Annotated in this window: 15 protein-coding genes and 4 pseudogenes; 18 read left to right on the forward strand and 1 reads right to left on the reverse strand. The window is 57.3% G+C overall.

What is annotated here, in order from left to right; all coding sequences use genetic code 11:
- Positions 1 to 258: 258 nt before the first annotated feature.
- Positions 259 to 1,257, forward strand: coding sequence for a DUF1403 family protein (locus NKJ08_RS04385; RefSeq protein WP_352781436.1), 999 nt, complete (start codon positions 259 to 261; stop codon positions 1,255 to 1,257).
- A gap of 4 nt (positions 1,258 to 1,261) precedes the next feature.
- Positions 1,262 to 1,951: an SMC-Scp complex subunit ScpB gene (scpB, locus tag NKJ08_RS04390; protein WP_352781437.1), complete on the forward strand. Its 690-nt coding sequence runs from the start codon at positions 1,262 to 1,264 to the stop codon at positions 1,949 to 1,951.
- Between the two features lie 32 nt (positions 1,952 to 1,983).
- On the opposite strand, the gene NKJ08_RS04395 is transcribed toward scpB, so the two are convergent.
- Entirely contained in the window at positions 1,984 to 2,313 is a 330-nt protein-coding gene (locus tag NKJ08_RS04395; RefSeq protein ID WP_352781438.1) for a DUF5623 domain-containing protein, read from the reverse strand.
- A gap of 359 nt (positions 2,314 to 2,672) precedes the next feature.
- Here NKJ08_RS04395 and NKJ08_RS04400 point away from each other — a divergent pair.
- The 16 genes and pseudogenes from NKJ08_RS04400 to NKJ08_RS04475 form a co-directional block, all read left to right on the forward strand.
- Positions 2,673 to 2,982: pseudogene (locus NKJ08_RS04400) on the forward strand (Mu transposase domain-containing protein); the annotation flags it as partial.
- Between the two features lie 2 nt (positions 2,983 to 2,984).
- Positions 2,985 to 3,239: pseudogene (locus tag NKJ08_RS04405) on the forward strand (ATP-binding protein); the annotation flags it as partial.
- Positions 3,240 to 3,437: 198 nt separating this feature from the next.
- Complete coding sequence (locus NKJ08_RS04410) at positions 3,438 to 4,475, forward strand: SIR2 family protein (protein ID WP_352781439.1); 1,038 nt, start codon at positions 3,438 to 3,440, stop codon at positions 4,473 to 4,475.
- On the forward strand, positions 4,472 to 5,947 hold the full coding sequence (locus tag NKJ08_RS04415) for an ATP-binding protein (RefSeq protein ID WP_352781440.1): 1,476 nt from the start codon (positions 4,472 to 4,474) through the stop codon (positions 5,945 to 5,947). The genes NKJ08_RS04410 and NKJ08_RS04415 overlap by 4 nt, the downstream gene beginning before the upstream one ends.
- A 1,020-nt stretch (positions 5,948 to 6,967) precedes the next feature.
- A pseudogene (locus NKJ08_RS04420) lies at positions 6,968 to 7,069 on the forward strand (DUF1403 family protein); the annotation flags it as partial.
- A 54-nt stretch (positions 7,070 to 7,123) separates the two neighbouring features.
- A pseudogene (locus NKJ08_RS04425) lies at positions 7,124 to 7,539 on the forward strand (SMC-Scp complex subunit ScpB).
- Positions 7,540 to 7,945: 406 nt separating this feature from the next.
- The gene (locus NKJ08_RS38965) at positions 7,946 to 8,218 is read left to right on the forward strand and encodes a hypothetical protein (RefSeq protein WP_502906315.1); all 273 of its coding nucleotides are present in this window, start codon (positions 7,946 to 7,948) and stop codon (positions 8,216 to 8,218) included.
- Positions 8,219 to 8,318: 100 nt separating this feature from the next.
- The gene (locus NKJ08_RS04435) at positions 8,319 to 8,795 is read left to right on the forward strand and encodes an ATP-binding cassette domain-containing protein (protein WP_352781441.1); all 477 of its coding nucleotides are present in this window, start codon (positions 8,319 to 8,321) and stop codon (positions 8,793 to 8,795) included.
- Positions 8,796 to 8,893: 98 nt separating this feature from the next.
- The gene (locus NKJ08_RS04440; protein ID WP_352781442.1) at positions 8,894 to 9,676 is read left to right on the forward strand and encodes a metallophosphoesterase; all 783 of its coding nucleotides are present in this window, start codon (positions 8,894 to 8,896) and stop codon (positions 9,674 to 9,676) included.
- Entirely contained in the window at positions 9,673 to 10,368 is a 696-nt protein-coding gene (locus NKJ08_RS04445; RefSeq protein ID WP_352781443.1) for an HAD family hydrolase, read from the forward strand. The genes NKJ08_RS04440 and NKJ08_RS04445 overlap by 4 nt, the downstream gene beginning before the upstream one ends.
- A gap of 100 nt (positions 10,369 to 10,468) precedes the next feature.
- Entirely contained in the window at positions 10,469 to 11,284 is an 816-nt protein-coding gene (locus NKJ08_RS04450; RefSeq protein WP_352781444.1) for a MurR/RpiR family transcriptional regulator, read from the forward strand.
- A gap of 864 nt (positions 11,285 to 12,148) precedes the next feature.
- Entirely contained in the window at positions 12,149 to 13,411 is a 1,263-nt protein-coding gene (locus tag NKJ08_RS04455) for an NAD(P)/FAD-dependent oxidoreductase (protein ID WP_352781445.1), read from the forward strand.
- A gap of 44 nt (positions 13,412 to 13,455) precedes the next feature.
- On the forward strand, positions 13,456 to 14,535 hold the full coding sequence (locus tag NKJ08_RS04460) for an ABC transporter ATP-binding protein (protein ID WP_352781446.1): 1,080 nt from the start codon (positions 13,456 to 13,458) through the stop codon (positions 14,533 to 14,535).
- A gap of 178 nt (positions 14,536 to 14,713) precedes the next feature.
- Positions 14,714 to 15,949: an ABC transporter substrate-binding protein gene (locus NKJ08_RS04465; RefSeq protein ID WP_352781447.1), complete on the forward strand. Its 1,236-nt coding sequence runs from the start codon at positions 14,714 to 14,716 to the stop codon at positions 15,947 to 15,949.
- Positions 15,950 to 15,996: 47 nt separating this feature from the next.
- Positions 15,997 to 16,893: a carbohydrate ABC transporter permease gene (locus NKJ08_RS04470; RefSeq protein ID WP_352781448.1), complete on the forward strand. Its 897-nt coding sequence runs from the start codon at positions 15,997 to 15,999 to the stop codon at positions 16,891 to 16,893.
- The gene (locus tag NKJ08_RS04475; RefSeq protein WP_352781449.1) at positions 16,890 to 17,729 is read left to right on the forward strand and encodes a carbohydrate ABC transporter permease; all 840 of its coding nucleotides are present in this window, start codon (positions 16,890 to 16,892) and stop codon (positions 17,727 to 17,729) included. The genes NKJ08_RS04470 and NKJ08_RS04475 overlap by 4 nt, the downstream gene beginning before the upstream one ends.
- Positions 17,730 to 17,818 lie beyond the last annotated feature (89 nt).

Below are 17,818 nucleotides of genomic sequence, written 5' to 3' on the forward strand. Positions count from 1 at the left end.
CCGCGTCGCTGTTGCGGTCGAGCGTCCCAGGTCAGATCATCCGGCAGCGCCGCCTCTTCTGAGGCGGGGCGGCGTGTTTGTTGCCGTCGCGGTATGCTTGCTCTTGCCCAACGCGCATTTCCGGGTTTTGATCGACGAGAGAGAGCATCTCCTCTAAAAAGATCAAAACGAAAGGCTACGGTTTATCGTTCGTTTTTAACTGTCGACGGGCACGGCGGCTTTCGGCCATTTTCGTTGCCAGAAGCGCCGCGATGATTCATGCTGTCGACGATGATTCTGCGCCCGAAACTGCTTCGCCATGGACCTGTGGTCGTCACCGGTGCAGCCCCGGCTGCGCTGGCCACTCCCGTGCCGACCTGGCTGCGCGCCGCGGCGGCCGGTCCGGACTCGATTGAAGACGCTGCATTTGCCGCGGCCGCGGCGCTGACCGCCCTCGACGCGGTGGTGCACCGGCAGGAGCGATGGGCCGGCGCCTGGCGGCGGCGCCTGGCACTCGCGGCGGCGGCGGCAACGGCCAAACGCGCCGGCCGGGTCGAGGACGAGGCGGCGCTGCGCGACGCGCTGCTGCTCACCCGTCCCGGCGACGACGTTGGACCCGCCGGCCGTATGCTGCTTGCCTGGCGAACGCTGGCATCGCGTCCGGTCGCGACGTTGGTCAGCGAGGCGGTGTTAGTCGATGTCGCGGCGGATCTGGGGAGCGCGCTTGACGAGGCGGCGGCCGGCCAAATCGGTGACGAAATCCAGGCGATAGCTGGCACGGTCGGTAATGCAGTCGCTGGCGCGATCGCCGCGATCGCCGTGCTCGAGCGTCATGACAGTCGCGCCGCGCGTGAGCTTGGACCATGGCTTGCCGACGCTGTTCTGGCCGACCGGCTAGGGTGGGCGCATGCGCTGCCCCTGTCCGGCTTGCACCCGGTGGCGGGCGGTCGTCGGTTACCACATGCCGAACGGCAATCCGGGCAGGCGTCCCGGCAACGCATTTGGGCGGCTTATGCGCAGGCGGCGCTGCAGGCGATGGATCTTGCGGCCGCGCGCGGCCGCCGCGCCGACCGCCTGCTGGCTGTCGTCCCAAAACTGCGGGCGAAAGGGGCGGACAACGTCGTCGAAAAGCTGCTGTCCGACGACGCGATCGTCGCATCCGAAAAGATCGCCGGCATGAGCGACCGCGGCCTGCGCCGCCTGTTCGACCGGCTGATCGACCTTGGCGCCGTGCGCGAGCTGTCCGGCCGTCCGACCTTCCGCATCTACGGGCTGTGAGACCATGGAGCAGGCGAGGGGGAGAAGGGCGAAGGAGCGATCAGATGATCACCTGTTCGACCGCGAACTGGATCACCTGCCGCCAGAAGTACGTTGGCGCGAATGGATGAACCGCGTCGAAGCAACCATCTTCGCCGCCAGCGAACCGGTCAGCCGCGAGGTGCTTACCCGCATCGTCGGCAAGACCTGCAGCATCGACCTTTTGATCGACGACATCCGCGAGGAGCTGCGGGGCCGGCCTTACGATCTGGTCGCGGTCGCCAGCGGCTGGAAGCACCTTACGCGGCCGGCCTATGCCGACGCCATCCGTACGGCCGTAGGCTCTAACGAACGCGCCGTCGACCTCACGCAATCCGAAGTGCTGGTCTTGATGTGCATTGCCTTCTTTCAGCCGATCACGCGCGCCGAACTCTCGTCATTCTTCGGCAAGGAGATCAGCCGCGACCTGATCGGCAATTTGCGCTCCTTCAGCCTGATCGCCTCAGGCCCGCGAAGCCCGACGCCCGGCGCCCCCTATACCTATGTGACGACGAAACAGTTCCTGCTGGAATTCGGGCTTGAAACCTTGCGCGACCTTCCCGACTTCGAGGCGCTCGAGGATGCGGGGCTGCTGTCGAAGGAAAAGCTTCTGGCGGGCGACATCATGCCGGGGTTTTTCGCCCCCGGCGAGAGTGATGCCGACGCCGACGAATAGAACGCCTGTGCCTGGCCGGACGACCGCCATCGTCACCGCAACTTCTCAAGCGATATGACGGCAAGATCGATTTTTCCCACGAGGTACCTCAACGGCGCACAATCCGGATAATGTTGCATCAGGATGGACTGTGCGAGGCGGAGGTCCTCGATGTGCTGTTCACCCGCTTTTGACGTTCCTCCCGCGGAATTCTCTCCGTAGTAGAGGTGGAAAAACACCGCATCGGGCATGGCCGCCCGATCGTGTTCGCATTGAACCCAGTCATCAAGCTCGCTTCGGACTGCATCAACGCGCTTGTACACGCCCGCGCGCACTCGCATCTCGGTCAGCACACCCTTCAGCAGGGTGCCTAATCCTGGCATGCGCGTCCACCGGCATCGCCGCTTTCGGACGCCGGCGCCGCTTGCCGCTGAGCGGCAGCCGGTACTCGACAGTGGTATCGCGACCGCGTGGCGCGGTAGCTTTTCGTTGAACGTTTCTCGCGAGCTTCGCCTCGGCCTCAGCCTTCTCTCCCGGAGTCACAAAAGGAACGTGATCCTCGATGGCGACCCTGTCACAATTCGCGGGCACGATCGGTGAAGGAGCCTTGCAAAGCGCCTTGAGAAGCCCATCAAGCGAATATCCCTTCGACGCATCGGCATGCAGATAAAGTTCACAGCCTTCCGGATGGTACATCCCCGCCCATTCCGGCCTTGCGAGCGACCAGTTGTGTCGCCGCGCCCAGCTGCGGGATCTAGTCCGCAAGGCCTGCAATCGACCTGGATACGAACAGCTACTCGGTCCCTTGGAGCCTGATCGGTGAAAGCGTCCAGGTCGTGGTGCTGGCAGGCCGCGTGATTGTCCGTTATGCCGGCCAGGTAGTGGCCGACCACGCCCTGTGCCGAGGGCGACGACAGCGCATCGTGGACCGAATGCATTTTGTCGGCGTTGCCGGCTTCGAAGGGCCGGTGCGCGCCGAGCGCATCCAGATCACCCCGGCCACCTTGCTGCGGCCACTCGCCGAGTACGAAGCGGTGGTCGGAGGGGGCTAGTGATGACGACCCTAGATCATGACCTGCTGATCGCAATCCTGGATCGGCTGAAGTTGACGGCGATCCGCGACCAGCTCGATACGCTGCTGGACGAGGCGGCCCGTTCAAAGATGACCTTGCGTGAGGCCTTGGCTTTCCTGGCGTCGAGCGAGATCGCACGGCGCGACGAGCGACGCATCTCCATGTCGAACAAGATCGCGCAGTTCCCGTTCGTGCGCGAACTCGACGGCTTCGACTTCGACGCGCAGCCATCGGTCTGCTTCAGCCACACGTATATAGGACAGGCCTTGATATGTCCGAGCGTCACTGCGCGGCAAAAATCGTTCGATTTCTCAAGAAATAAAGTATTGGACAGTGCCCAATTTACCCTTGGAAAAGCTGGATATGGCGTTTCGTTATCGATGAGGGCGGTGTAGAGCCCAAGTCAATCTTAACAAGTATCTCGGGGGGAGATCTTGGATCTGCACGACCTAAAGTCGCTGTTGCAGCGGCATTTCAGCGATGGGCTTGTGACCATCGTCGGGTCAGGCTTGTCTTGCGCTGAGGGTCTGCCAGGCATGGCCGAAATCGCGCAACATCTTCAGGCTGTAATAGTAGACGATCTCACCCCCTTCGATGCAGAACAATGGGCGGTTCTTAGCCCACTCATCGCTGACAAGGGACTGGAGGCCGCTTTATTGGAAGTGGCCCCAACTCCAGCACTGGAAACGGCAATCGTTGCGCGGACGGGGCAGTTTATCGCAAATCGGGAGCGCAAAATCGTCGAGGAGGTTTTTGCAAAGTCCAGAACGCTGCGGTTCACGCGACTGTTGGCGCATCTCCTTAAGCCGGATAGCGGCACCCCAATCATAACCACGAATTACGACCGATTGATCGAGATTGCCGCCGAAGAAGCAGGACTTGGCGTGGATACGATGTTTGTCGGCCAGTTTGCAGGCATCCTCAATGAACATGAAAGTCGTCTCGGCTTTTGTCGCGAAGTGAGCCTCCGCGGAAAGCAGGTTCAATGGAGATACCGCCAGCGGGTGAATGTGTTTAAGCCGCATGGCAGTCTCGATTGGTACCATCGAGACGGTCGGCCAGTGCGCTATGCTGGCGATTTGACATCGCCACGTCTGATCATAACTCCTGGATTGAATAAGTTCCGCAATGGCTACGAGAGCCCTTTTGATCGGCATCGAGAGAGGGCGAATTCTGCAATCGATCGCGCTAGCCGTTTTCTGGTCATTGGCTACGGGTTCAACGACGATCACCTCGAGACTCACCTCACGCCTCGTATTCGTAGCGGTGTTCCGACGCTGTTACTGACGCGCGGGTTGTCTCCGAACGCGATGAAACTCGTTGAAGAGTGTCCGAACGTAGTAGCGATTCAGCACGCCGTGGTCGGAGGCAGTCAAGGTTCATCGGTGTTTGTGGATAGGGCGGAAATGCAGGTACCGGACCTCGCCCTTTGGGAACTGAACTCCTTCATTTCTGAGGTGCTTGAACCATGACCGAAGCCGCATTGCAGTTTTCCGATGGCGACCGAATTGGGCGTGTCGCCTCCGTCGATACCAGCCGTGTTGCAGTCGACGTCACCAATTCGGTCCTGCTCACCCGCATTGGCATAGGCCAACTCGTTGCCATTCGGGGGGCGACTGAGAGGGAGTACCTGATTGCGATGACAGAGCGGGTTACGCGCAGCATACGCGAGGAACTGCCTGCGCAGGGCAGTGACGACGAGACTGGCGCACTTCTCGCCGCAGTGCCGACCGACATTCTGCAAGGTGTCCTTATAGGCACATTCCGAACTGTCGAAGGGGCGAAGATCAATACATTCAAACGAGGTGCCGACAGCTTCCCGCAGATTGATCGTGAATGCTACGTGATCGAAAGCCTAAACCTACAAAGGTTTATGGGAATCTTGGGGGCGGGATTCTCCGAAGACGAAAGGCTAAAGCTAGGTGTCTTCGTTGCTGATCGTTCGGCCGATGCCATTGCCAGCGGCGATAAGTTTTTCCAGCGCCATGCCGCAATCCTCGGCAGTACAGGGTCAGGAAAGAGTTGGGCCGTCGCACTGATCCTTGAACGCGCAGCCAAGCTCAAATTCCCAAATATAATCGTATTCGACATGCATGGGGAATACGCACCTTTAGCGGACAAAGCCGCTGGCGGATTCGCCGAGCGTTTCCGCATTGCTGGTCCAGGCGATCTTGAGAAACCCGGGGATGATGTCCTATTTCTGCCCTACTGGCTGCTAAACCGCGACGAAATGTTGTCGATGATACTCGATCGCAGCGATCAGAATGCGCCAAATCAGGCTTCACGGTTCACGCTACACGTTCGCAATCTGAAAGGGCGAACGTTGGATAACGAGGGCAAAGCCAGCGTGAAGAAAACTTTCACCGTGGATTCGCCTATCCCATACAACGTAAGAGAATTATTCGGATTATTAGATGCTGACAACAGCACCAAGGGAATGGGGAAGACGGGTCCTATTAAGGGTGAATGGGAGGATAAGCTGACCCGCTTCCTTTCACGTCTGGAAGCGAAATTAGATGATCGACGCTACGGATTCATGTTCGCGCCCTCAGAAGCAGCCTCTAGTTACGAGTGGCTTGCAAAACAGGCGCTGAAGCTTCTGAGTGCCGGAGATGGATCTGGAATCAAGATCATCGACTTTTCGGAGGTACCTGCGGATGTGCTACCTGTCGTAACTGGCACGCTCGCTCGGCTCCTGTATGATGTCCAGTTCTGGATGGGTGGGAAAGCGCGCACGCCAGTGCGACGAGGCGCATCTGTACCTTCCTGTTCGCGACGATGCCGATGCCGTGCAACGACAGGCGCTGGGTTCTTTCGAGCGCATAGCAAAGGAGGGACGAAAGTACGGCTTCTCTCTGCTGGTGGTGAGCCAGCGACCCTCGGACGTAAGTCGAACGATCCTCAGTCAGTGCAACAATTTTCTTGCGTTGCGGCTTACCAATGAGACTGACCAAGGTGTGATCAAGCGTCTCATGCCGGATTCGTTAGCTGGCCTCACGAGCATCCTTCCCTTGCTTGACGTGGGGGAGGCGCTTTTGCTCGGGGACGCAGTACTGTTACCCACCCGAATTCGGCTTGACGTTCCAAAGATCAGGCCGGACAGCGCGACGCGCGATTTTTGGACCGAATGGGGCTCGGTTAAGCCAGATGTCGCTGCGATAACGGCAGCGGTGGAATGCCTGCGTAGCCAATCACGCAGAGAATGAACTGGGGTAACACTCCCACCTCCGCGTCCGGCAACTATAGAGGCAGGTAGTGGACGCAATCGCACCGCGATGTAAGGCCCCCCAAATTTCCGCGTGTCCATTTACCGTTCTTGAAGGGCATCATCCATAAGGGATACGAGAAGGAGAACATTGCATCGATCGGCCAGACCAAGCAGACAGACGAATTCGCCGCCGCTCTGAAACGATTGAGCGACAGGGCCAGCGAACTTAACTTCGCGTGCTTTTTCCCGGCCGCAACCTTGACGCCGAAGAAGCAGGAAGCCGAGGCGATGAAGGTTGGCTATGAGCTCATCCAGCCCAGCTTGTCGAAGCCGCTGACGCGGTCGGACGGCCCGAGATTTCCGCCAAGGCCCTCAAGTCCGCGAAGGTGATGCGCGACATGTCCTTGAAAGCGAGAGCGCAGATGCCGAAGCGCAAGCGGAAGACATCTGCATAGTCATCAATGAAGGGGCAAACCAGAGCTGGCGCTCGCGCCGGCTAGTTGCCGTAGCAAGCGAACCAAGGACGGGCTCGGCATTTTTGCCGAGGATGCCGCCCTTTCTCCCGCAGCCGAGACCCTGGTCCATAAGGCAGGCAAACAACCGGAGAACGGGTATGAGGAAACTTGCAGCGCCGATCAAAGACCTGCCCAGAACCCTCAAGCGCCTGCAGGAGAGGGAGTCTTCTCTTGCAACGGTGGCCTTACTCTTCTCCGATCCGGCTTGGACTCTGGATGAGTTGGAGGCCGCCGGGGCTCGCTGAGCGACCGTGGGCTGCGCCGCTTGTTCGACCGGCTGGTCGAACTCGGCGCCGTCCGCGAATTGTCGGGGCGATCGACCTTCCGCATCTACGGACTTTAGAAGACAAATGGTGGAAGCGACACGACGCACACGAGAAAAAGAGACGTCCAGCGAATGCTGGTCGATCGCGAGTTGGATCACCTGCCACCGGAGGCGCGCTGGCGCGAATGGATGCATCGCGTCGAGGCGGCAATCTTCGCCGCCAGTGAACCGGTCAGCCGCGAAATGCTGGCGCGCATCGTCGGCAAGAGCTGCAGCATCGATCTTTTGATCGACGACATCCGCGAAGAACTGCGCGGCCGCCGGGCGCGCCTTACACGTATGTCACGACCAAAGAATTCCTGCTCGAGTTCGGTCTCGACACGCTGCGCGACCTGCCGGACTTCGAGGCGCTCGAGGATGCCGGGCTGCTGTCGAAGGGCAAGCTGCTGGCCGGCGACGTCATGCCGGGGTTTTCGGTTGGCCGCGATGATGCCGCTGACGTCGTCCTGGCGAGTAGAGGACCCGGTCGCCGATCTCAGGCTCGCTGAGCTGGAAGGTCGCGATGGAGCTTTGACGTGGTCCGATCGCCCGCCACGCGCAGATAGGCGGTCAGCAAATTGCCAAATCTTGCGAGGGCGCCACAACAGCATCCTTGCCGGCGACCAACCAATCCAATGGTCCAGCCGCGAGCAACTCGAAACAAGGTCGACAGGCTTGTCAGGTTCTTTGCCACCGCATCGATGGCCGTCGGTGCGCGCCCGCATGATGGGGTCAGAAGCCTCGCCTCTCTCGAGGTGAACTGCGCTAGAGTAGCAGCAACTTCCCGATCCGCTCAACCGCACAAAAAAATCTCCTCCTCTAGCGACCGCACGGCAATTTCCTCCACTTGACATAAATCCGAAAAAAAGCTCCCTATATTCGATATCTACGACGTCTGACACGCGGGATAACGACATGGGAGCGACGCTCACTGATGACGGTGTTTCGAAAGCATTCGGCTCGGCCGAGGTGCTCAAACAAATTGCTATCGACGGTCAAGTAGGAGCATTCGTGTTCACCACGGCCAGTGAGGGTGCGGGAAATCAACGCTATTGCGGATGTTCGCCGGCTTCGAGGCGCAAGCCCGCGGTACTGTTTCGATTGGCGGACGAGTTGGTGAACCACTTGGCTCCGCGAGCGCGCAACCCGGCAATGGTTTTTCAGAGCTATGACTGTATCCGCCTATGACGGTCGAGGAAAACATCACGCTGCCGCTTGTGATGGAGAGCCGTAGCGCGGTGCAGAGATTGCCGATGGTAGGGCCTTTCGTGTCGCGCGGCGAGCCAAGATGACCGAAATCGCATCGAAAGTTCGCGAAGCTACGGCGATCGTGGATATTGATCATCTACTGAAAAGACGCCTTTCGCAACGTTCGGGAGGGCAACGGCAGCGTGTCACACTGGCGCGGGCCATGGCTCGCGCAAGCTTGTTCCTGATGGACGAACCAACGCCGAACCTCGATGCAAAGTTGAGGGTAGCGATGCGAAGCTGGTGGCGCTTAACAAGCGGCTCAATGCGAGGATGCTCTATGTCACTCATGATCAAAGCGATGACGATGTCAGCTCGCGTCGCATTGATGAAGCATGGCCGGGTGCTGCAATATGCCAGCCCCAAGGCCCTTTATGCGACCCCAACGCATTTAGAAGTCGCGACATTAATTGGCCAGCCGTCGGTCAACTGGCTCGATCCAGCTGGATGTGGCGGAGAAGATCGAGCTCCGCACTGCTCACGGGTCGCTCTCTCGGCCGAGGAAGGCCTGATATAAATGGTCACCACAACGAACGGCCCCATCAGGTGACCCAACGGAACACCTGTTTCTCGCCCCACTTCCTCCCGGAGTCGGGCCTATATAAGTGTGGAGCAATGCAAAAAATCATTCATATAACAGACCCCCATTTTGTCGCCCCTGGCAAGACGCTTTACGGCATCGATCCGGCGCAGAGATTCCGCGACACCTTGGACCACGTCTCGCGCGTACACGCAGATGCGAAACTCATCCTTATTACCGGCGATCTTGCTGATACAGGCGATCCTGCCGCTTACGTGCTCTTGCGCGAGATCTTGTCGGAGGTCCGGCTGCCCGTCTATTTGACGATCGGCAACCACGATGACCGTTGCGCATTTCGAGGGGTCTTCGGCGGGGAAGGCTTCGTTCAGGCGGTTGTCGACCTGCACGACTGGCTCGTCGTCTTGCTCGACACGAAGGACGACATTAGTCATTTCGGTTGTCTCAACGGTGGCCGGTTTGAATGGCTACAAGACCAGCTTGTCCGTGCCGCCGGCCGGCCAGTCTTGGTTGCTATGCACCATACGCCAGCGGACTTGCATGTGCCTTGCTTTAAGACGAGCGACATGAAGGAGACTGATCGGTTCTTTTCCATCGTTCGGAAAAACGCATCGGTCCGCCACATGCTCTTTGGTCATCGGCATGTTGCTGCGGCAGGCAGTTTGTCGGGCATATCGTTCACTGCCAGCCGTGGCACGGCGCAGCATATCGTTCTGGACTGGGAACAATATGGCAAGCCCATATTCGTGGCCGCTGCGCCCTCATACGATGTCGTCATGTTGGACGGATCGGATGTCGTCGTCCATCGTCACGAGGGACTTGATCAACTGCCTGTCATTCGTCCCGGTGACCCGAAATGACGGCTGCAACCTCAATCACGACTTCCGATCGGCCTCGGCCTCGACTGATCATCTTCGATTTTGACGGCACCCTTGCGGAGACGGAAATCATAGCATCGGAGGTGATTTCGACAAAACTCGCCGCGGAAGGTGTCCAGGTGCATCCGGATGAAATCACGGCAACGCTCTCCGGTTTTGAGCGGAACGATCAACAACTGCGTCTGGAAAGCTTTTTCGGTGTAAGCCTGCCTAAGAACTTCATGGAAACGGTCGGGGTTGAGATCCAGCTGGCCGCCTCTGCGAGCCTATCGGCGACACCTGGCGCGATTGAACTGCTCCAGTGGCTTACCATTCCATTCTGTGTCGCATCCAACACATCTCGTTTCGAACTGATCCACCGCATGAGAGCCGCTAATCTTTTGGGGCTTGTAGGCTCACGGTTCTTCTCCTCCGACGACATCGGTATCCGCAAACCGGATCCTTCCGTGCTGCTGTTGGCGGCGGAAGTCATGGGCGTGTCTACGGGCGAGTGCCTTGTCATTGAGGATAGCGTCATCGGCCTTAATGCCGCGCGAAATGCAAATATGCGCTACTGCGCGTTCGGGGGCGCCCGCCACCATTCCAGTCAGCTGAGGAATGATCTCCGAACCTTTGAGCCCGAGGCATTGTTGCTGAACTTGGAGGAGCTTAAAGGCTTGCTTTGCCCGATGTAGAAGATTGGCAGCGGCGTCGGCGAGTTACGCCCGCGCCCATGCGAGAGCGGTGATGCAATGGGGCACATCCGGAATTCACCACATACCAACGGACAGTGCAATGAAGAACGCGGACAGGTCATCAACCTTGGTGCGGGATGCTGTATATGATCTGGTCAAGAGCGGACCCAGCTCACAATCCAGGATCGCGCATTTCATTGCCCAAAACCCCGAACTTCTTGGGGATATATCCATCTCCAAACTCGCTCGTCAGGCAAACAGCGGAGAAGCGTCGATTGTGCGATTTTGCCGGACACTTGGCTTCTCCGGCTTCCGCGAGTTCAGGATGGCGTTCACCGGGGAGATTGAGCGCGATAAAGCCCGGCGACTAACACAGTACCTCACCACTGAAGATACGCATGTAAGGCCGGAAATTGCCAACCTGAGCGCGGCCCTCCAACATTCGGTTGCGGCTTCGGCTCGCCTTCTCGACTACGCCCAGATCGAGCGGCTGACGGAGCGACTACAGAGTGCCACGCGTGTTGAAGCTTTTGGTATGGGCGTCTCCGCAATCTGCGCTGAGTTATTATCACATCGCCTGATCTGGCTGGGGATCCCGATGCATTCAACCGGGACTGTGAACATCGCTCGCGGTCTGGCTCACGGGCTGGATGCGTCGGCTTTTGCAATCGGCATCTCCTATGAAGGTATGAGCGAGGAGACCGTTGCCTTTCTCAAAACTGCCCGCGACAGAGGAGCGCATACGCTTGCAATAACGACGCGTGACAAATCGGCGGTCTCTGAGGTTGCTCATGAGGTGCTCTTACTTAGCTCCGCAGGCCCCTGGCCGGAACCTGGATCGGCAAGGCTTATGCCTTCAATGGCTCTGTTGAGCGAGTGCATCGCCGAGTGTCTGAAGGGGCACAAAAATACCTGAAGATCCCTCAACCCTCGCGAATCATAGCGGTACGAAAGGCTTAACAAGACTTCGGTCGCTGCCAACACCGCCTTCGGCGAAGCCTCCCTTTGGCGCTTCAGACCGCCAGGTCATACTTTTAGTCTAGGGTAGTTCGCAGGTAACTGAGCCGAGCCTCTCCGAGGACGAGATCGTGACGTGCTAGAGTGATGATCTTGGCTGGGTATGACTGATGGTTTTCAAGTATTTGCCATCGAGTGGCCTTTCCTATTCGGAGTGCCAACCAAGCGATCGTCAGCGAATGACGAGCGATGCTAACCGTTGGCTCGGCTATGCGCAAGCACACGACGCTTAAGCCCTTTACGAGGCGCTGGCCGAACATCTGCTGAGGCTCGGCCCTGCACGACGGTGGACGTCGAGGTTGCGCCCTTGGATACGGTTTTGCTGCGCTTCGCAAGCAGGCCGAAATTCAAGCCGGGCTTCTTCTGGAGGGGATCGATGAGAACTGGGCTGGGCTGGGTTGTCCTGTCGCGGTCGCGCGCCGCCATGATGTCCCTGCGCCGAAGACGCGGCTGTGACAGAGATCCGTCGTGAACAGACGCTACGATCCGAGATTGTTGCCGATCGTCTCCCCCAGCCAGCACTCCTCATTCGGGTGCAAGTGGACACCATTAAACCTCGAAACTGGTGGCACGCCCACCATAGGATACGCATCTCATGCCGGCACTGATATGATGAAAAAAACCATCTATTGATATGAAAATAAAAATATGCTTTACCATCTGGGCGCAACGGTCGGCCTCCGCCCGCTGGTTGCCTTCAAGAGCTTCAATCCGTTGCGGATCAGGTACGTGTACGTTGAGAACGCGAAGAATTGGGTGACCCATGGGAGATACCAGCGACGTCGTGATCGTTGGAGGTGGCATTATTGGCTCATCGATAGCATGGCACCTCCGTGAACAAGGCGTGAAGAGTGTTCGCATCATCGAGCGGGATAACATGTTCCGCGGAACCAGTGCAGCGGCGGCAGGATTGATTTCAATCTGGGCCGTTTCTGCTCCTACACAACAGGCCGAGGAAGCCGAACTCGAGCGCTATGGCCTCGAATTCTACGCTAGGCTTCACGCAAATCGTGACATCGACTTTCGGCGAAATGGGCTTCTCTGGGTGGCCGGAAATGAGGCGGCTTGGAAACAGATGCAGGCGATGGTGTCGCATCCTGAGGAACCGAAGACTCATGCACTTGACTCTGCGCAAGTCCATGACGCCACGGCTGGCATGATCAGTGCAGGCGAAATTCTCGGCGGGGTACTACAGCCGGGCGCCGGGCAGCTCGCTGCAAGTAAGGTCGGTATTGCGCTAGCAAATCAGCTCGACGAAAGGGGCATCGTAATCGATGCGGGTCGATCCGTAACGGGGCTGGTGCAACGCGGAGGAAGGATTGTTGGCGTAGATACATCGACCGGCCACGTGGCTGCCGACAAGGTTGTCGTTGCGGCCGGCGCATGGAGCAATACGCTGCTTGAGCCGCATGGCGTTTTCCTTCCAATGGTTCCACACATGGCGTCCCGTTTGATCTCGCGACCGATGGGCATCCCCGCTGCGATGCCGGCTCTGTTCCTCACGGGTATTGCGTCTGATGGCCAAGCAGGAAATGTGCTTTGGGTTCGCCAACATGAGGGGGGGCTGGTGTTTGGCGGAATGTATTCAATATTCCCGCGGGATATGTTCGTTCTGTCTCAATTGCCCGACCAATTCAACGACATTCCGATCGATGGCGCATTGGAAGCGCAACGTCGGGCTGAATTCGCAACGCGCATGCTTCCGGCATTCGCCCGTAGGTCAGGATTGAGGGTAAGCCATGGCGCGCCGCTATACACTCCGGATCGGCGCCTTCTTGCTGGAAGTGTCGAAGGGATAGACGGCCTTTATGTCGCAACCGGCGACAACGAGTTTGGCATGACACATGGCCCAGGCTTGGGCAGGGCTCTGGCCGAGCATATGACGCGTCAGTCAGGCGCGTCATGGATGCGTATGGAGCAGTGGAAAATCGACCGTTTTGGGACACGGTATCGCAACGCGGCGCAGGTCCAGATCGACGTCGAACGCATGCTGCTTGAACGAAATGACGGCTTCACTCTGACTTGAATTGCGGCCAAACCAGCCAGTCATACCCCAGACCAGGAGAAGATATGGTCAACGTGTCGCTTAGAGCGTTAAAGAAATCCTACGGTAGCCAAGCTGTCGTTCACGGCGTTGATCTTGATGTCCACGACGGTGAGTTCATCGTTCTAGTCGGGCCATCAGGTTGCGGCAAAAGCACGATCCTTCGAATGATCGCCGGATTGGAGGGCATTTCCGATGGCGAACTGTCGATAAATGACCGCGTTGTGAATCATTTGGGCGCCAAAGACCGAAACTTGGCAATGGTCTTCCAAGACTATGCTCTTTATCCGCATATGACTGTCGCTGCGAATATCGGATTTGGGCTAAAGATGCATGGCATCCCTGCTGGAGAACGCACACAGCGGATAAAAGAAATTGCGGAACTGCTACAGCTAACGCCATACCTCGATCGAAAGCCGCGGGCTCTTTCTGGCGGACAACGGCAGCGCGTGGCCATGGGACGGGCTCTTTCCCGAAGCGCGCAGCTGTTTCTGTTTGATGAGCCACTTTCAAATCTCGACGCAAAACTGCGAACTGAAGTTCGCACCCAGATCAAACTCCTTCACCAAAAACTGAATATGACGTCGATTTTTGTCACGCACGATCAGACGGAGGCGATGACGCTCGCCGACAGGATCGTTTGTCTGGAGGCCGGCCGGATCGCCCAAATCGGAACACCCGAGGAGCTTTATAATTTTCCGCGTAACGTCTTTGTTGCGACATTTATCGGGTCGCCTCAGATAAATCTGTTGGAGGCTGAAGGCCACGGGCACACACTTACTCTGCGAGACGGCCAGGTTTTGAAGATGCCCTGCAGCATTGCTGCTCTTGAAAAAAAGAGACGTGTCCTCCTGGCCATCAGGCCAGAGGATCTCACTGACGAAAGCCGAATGAATTCCACGGATGTTTTTCAGCCTTTGGAGATAAGTCATCTTCTTGCGGAAACGGTTGGATCCGACACTTACGTTATCGGGGAATTGGGTGGAACACGACTGACTGCACGTTGCGCTTCCGCAATGCGCCCCGATCTGGGTTCGTGTCTTCGGCTTCAAGTTAACGTAGGTCGGCTACATCTCTTCGATCCAGAGACGAGCCTGCGCATCTGAGTGCGTCTTCCCATTTGGCCCGAAAAACGTCGGGGCGGGCGGAGTAGCGGAGTTCCTTTCAAAGCCGCGCAGCCGGGCAAATAAAGCCTGGGCCGCCTAATATATCGTGAAAACCCAAAGAGGCGAACACCTAGCGTCGCAATGGCCTGTTCAAACGAAACCACGAAGGGGAACATTTATGAAACTCATCAAAGCAATGATTGGCGCGGCACTTGCAGCTCTCAACGCCACTTCTGCGTTGGCTGAAGAGCTAAATCTTTACCTCATTCCGAGCCCATCTTCGACCGCCATACAGTCCTTCATTCCTGCATTCGAAAAGCAGACGGGGATTGAGGTCCATGTCACGGAGGTGCCGTACAGCGAAGCGCATCAGAAGCTGTTGCTGTCGGTGCAGCTAGGCCAGGGTGAATATGACGTAGCGCAATTTGACAACTCATTTCTGGCCGCATTTGGCGCGGCCGGTATCATGCAACCGCTAGACGACCGCATCAACGCGTCGAGCGAATACGACATAAGCGACTTTGAGCCGGGACAACGAGACTACGGCAAGTTTCAGGGCAAGACGCTTGGATTGACGCTATCGACCGAGCCAATGATCCAATGGTACCGGAGCGATATATACAGCGAGCTTGGGCTTAAGCCGGCTACCACATGGGAGGAATACAAGTCCAATGCAAAAGCCGTGAAGGATGCAGGCAAGGGCGACGGCGCCATGTTCGGCTGGGGGGCGAACGCTAGCTGGTGGTGGATGACATTGGTCTGGAGTTTTGGAGGTCATCTTTACGACGAACATTTTGTCCCAACCGTTGACACGCCGGAGGCAATTGCGGCCACGCGATTTTTCAAGGACATGCTGGCTTACGGCCCTGAAGGGGGAATCTCGGCAACCGGCGATGACGTCGCCAACAAGTTTTTGTCGACGAACATTGGCGCAATGATGCAGTACTCGGGCTACTGGGGCATGGCGCTAGATCCCGCGAACAACCTGCACGCAGGGAAAATTGGTACTGCACCGATGCCGAGAGGCGTTGCCGATATTACCCATCTTGCCGGATGGAATATCGGGATTCTGAAGGACGCCAAAGATCCTGACGCTGCCTGGAAGTTTCTTGAGTTCGTGCTCGGCAAGTCGAATTCCAAGGCGTTCCTCAAGGCAGGCGCCGCCGCGATCGGTAGAAAGTCGATTACAAGCGATCCGGAACTCCTTGCAATTCATCCATACCTGCCCCTCTTGAATATTCCGGCAACGTCCCGCATCGAGCGCCTCCCTCAGCTCCGAGTATGGCCGGAGATGGAAAAAGCCATTCTCGATGCGCTACCTCCAATGTTGAACGGCACCACCGACATTCCAGAAGGTCTCGCCGCACTGAATGCGACGTTGAAACCGATCCTTGCTCAGGAAATGGCGAAATGATCTGTTTGGGCGCAGAACATTCGCAACCAGTGTTGGGACGATAAGCGATGCCTGCTGCTACGCAAAGGTCAAACGATATCGACCGCAGTACCCGCCGCATGGCCGAGTTGTTGGTCGCGCCGAGTTGGCTCCTCACTCTCGCTGTCTTCGCCATCCCGATCTTGGGAGCATTTTATCTCTCATTTCGCAATGAAACCTTGGGAGCGTTTGTCCCAGGGCAATTTGTAGGGCTACAGAACTACAGGACCGCGCTGGCAAACGCGCGGTTCTGGGAATCGATCGGAACGACATGTCTCCTTTTCGCGATGGGGCTTTTCGTTCAAATCCCGACGGGCGTTGGGCTTGCCCTGCTCATAGAAAAAAACTTGCGCGGCACACAAATATTTCGAACGGCGCTCATGGTTCCGATGCTGCTGACTCCTGTCGCAGTGGGGCTAATCTGGCGCTTCATGTTTGATGCCGATCTCGGAATTATTAATTGGGCGCTGGGTATCATCGGCATTCACGGCCCCAATTGGCTTGGGGCTCGGTGGCCGGCGCTGACGGCCGTGACAATAGTGGACAGCTGGCAGTCAATCCCTTTCATCATGTTGACGATACTAGCCGCCTTGGTGGGACTATCGAAGGGGCCGGCGGAGGCAGCGGCCATCGACGGAGCAAATTCATTTCGAATATTCTTCTATATAACGCTTCCATCTCTCCAAAACATTATATTCGTTGTTGTGATGATCCGAATCATCGACAGTTTGAAGATGTTCGACCTGATATTTATTATCACGTCGAGGGGCGGACCGGGAACCGCGACACAAACGCTTGGTATGCTCATCTACAATACCGGGTTCGGATTCTTTCAAATAGCCCAGGCAGCCGCGCTTGGCATCTTGATGGTGATCCTTGTTACACCAGTCTACTGGCTGTGGCGCCGAGCCTTGCGGGAGCAATGAAAATTATGACGAGGCGATATCTTAGTACGTTTGGTTGCTACACACTTCTAATTTTAGCAAGCTTTATATCACTGTTTCCAGTCTTCTGGACGCTGTCCACGTCTATCAAGCAACGCGCGGACACATTTGTGTTGCCGCCCAGACTTTTCCAGTTCGAACCTACTTGGAAGAATTATGCGGCGATATTTCAGACACGCGGTTTCGGCCAAGTTTTTTTAAACACAATTACCATCACGCTCGGGTCAACAATTCTCTGCGTTGCCGTCAGTACGCTTGCAGCCTATGCGCTGGCTCGTGCTCCCCGTTTCTCAGGCCGCGCGTCGTTCGAGGTCGGCCTGATCCTAATTCGGGCCATTCCCGCGATCGTTGTAATGGTTCCTCTATTCCAGATAAGTTCGAAACTGGGTATTTACGACAACCACTATGCTCTTATTGTCATGTACGCTGCCGTCAACATTCCCTTTTCAACCTGGTTGATGACGTCTTTTGTCGAGCAGGTTCCGATTGCTCTGGAACAAAGCGCAGCCGTGGATGGAGCCGGTCGCGTGGCCACTTTCTGGTACGTGGTGTTGCCGTTACTGATGCCCGGAATAGCAGCGAATACGATATTCGTAGCTTTGCTTGGGTGGAACGAGTTCCTGATCCCGGTGATGTTGGCCGGGAACTCCGCCAAGACGCTTCCAGTGTTCATCGCGGGTTTCATATCCGCTCGAAACCTGGATTGGGGACCGATGGCGGCTGCCTCCTCCCTCGCCATACTTCCAATTGCTGTCATCACGGTCTTTGCGCAGCGGGCTCTAGTTTCTGGCCTGAGTTCGGGGGCCATCAAGGCTTGAAATGAGCAGAGCCCGGCTCCAATGAGGCCCGGAATCTCGTTCAAGACGGTTTTCGATTGGTGCCCCGCACGATGGTCGGATTTGCGCCT

The sequence above is a fragment of the Mesorhizobium sp. M0244 genome (assembly GCF_040321795.1).
In the GTDB taxonomy this organism is placed as follows: Bacteria; Pseudomonadota; Alphaproteobacteria; order Rhizobiales; family Rhizobiaceae; genus Mesorhizobium.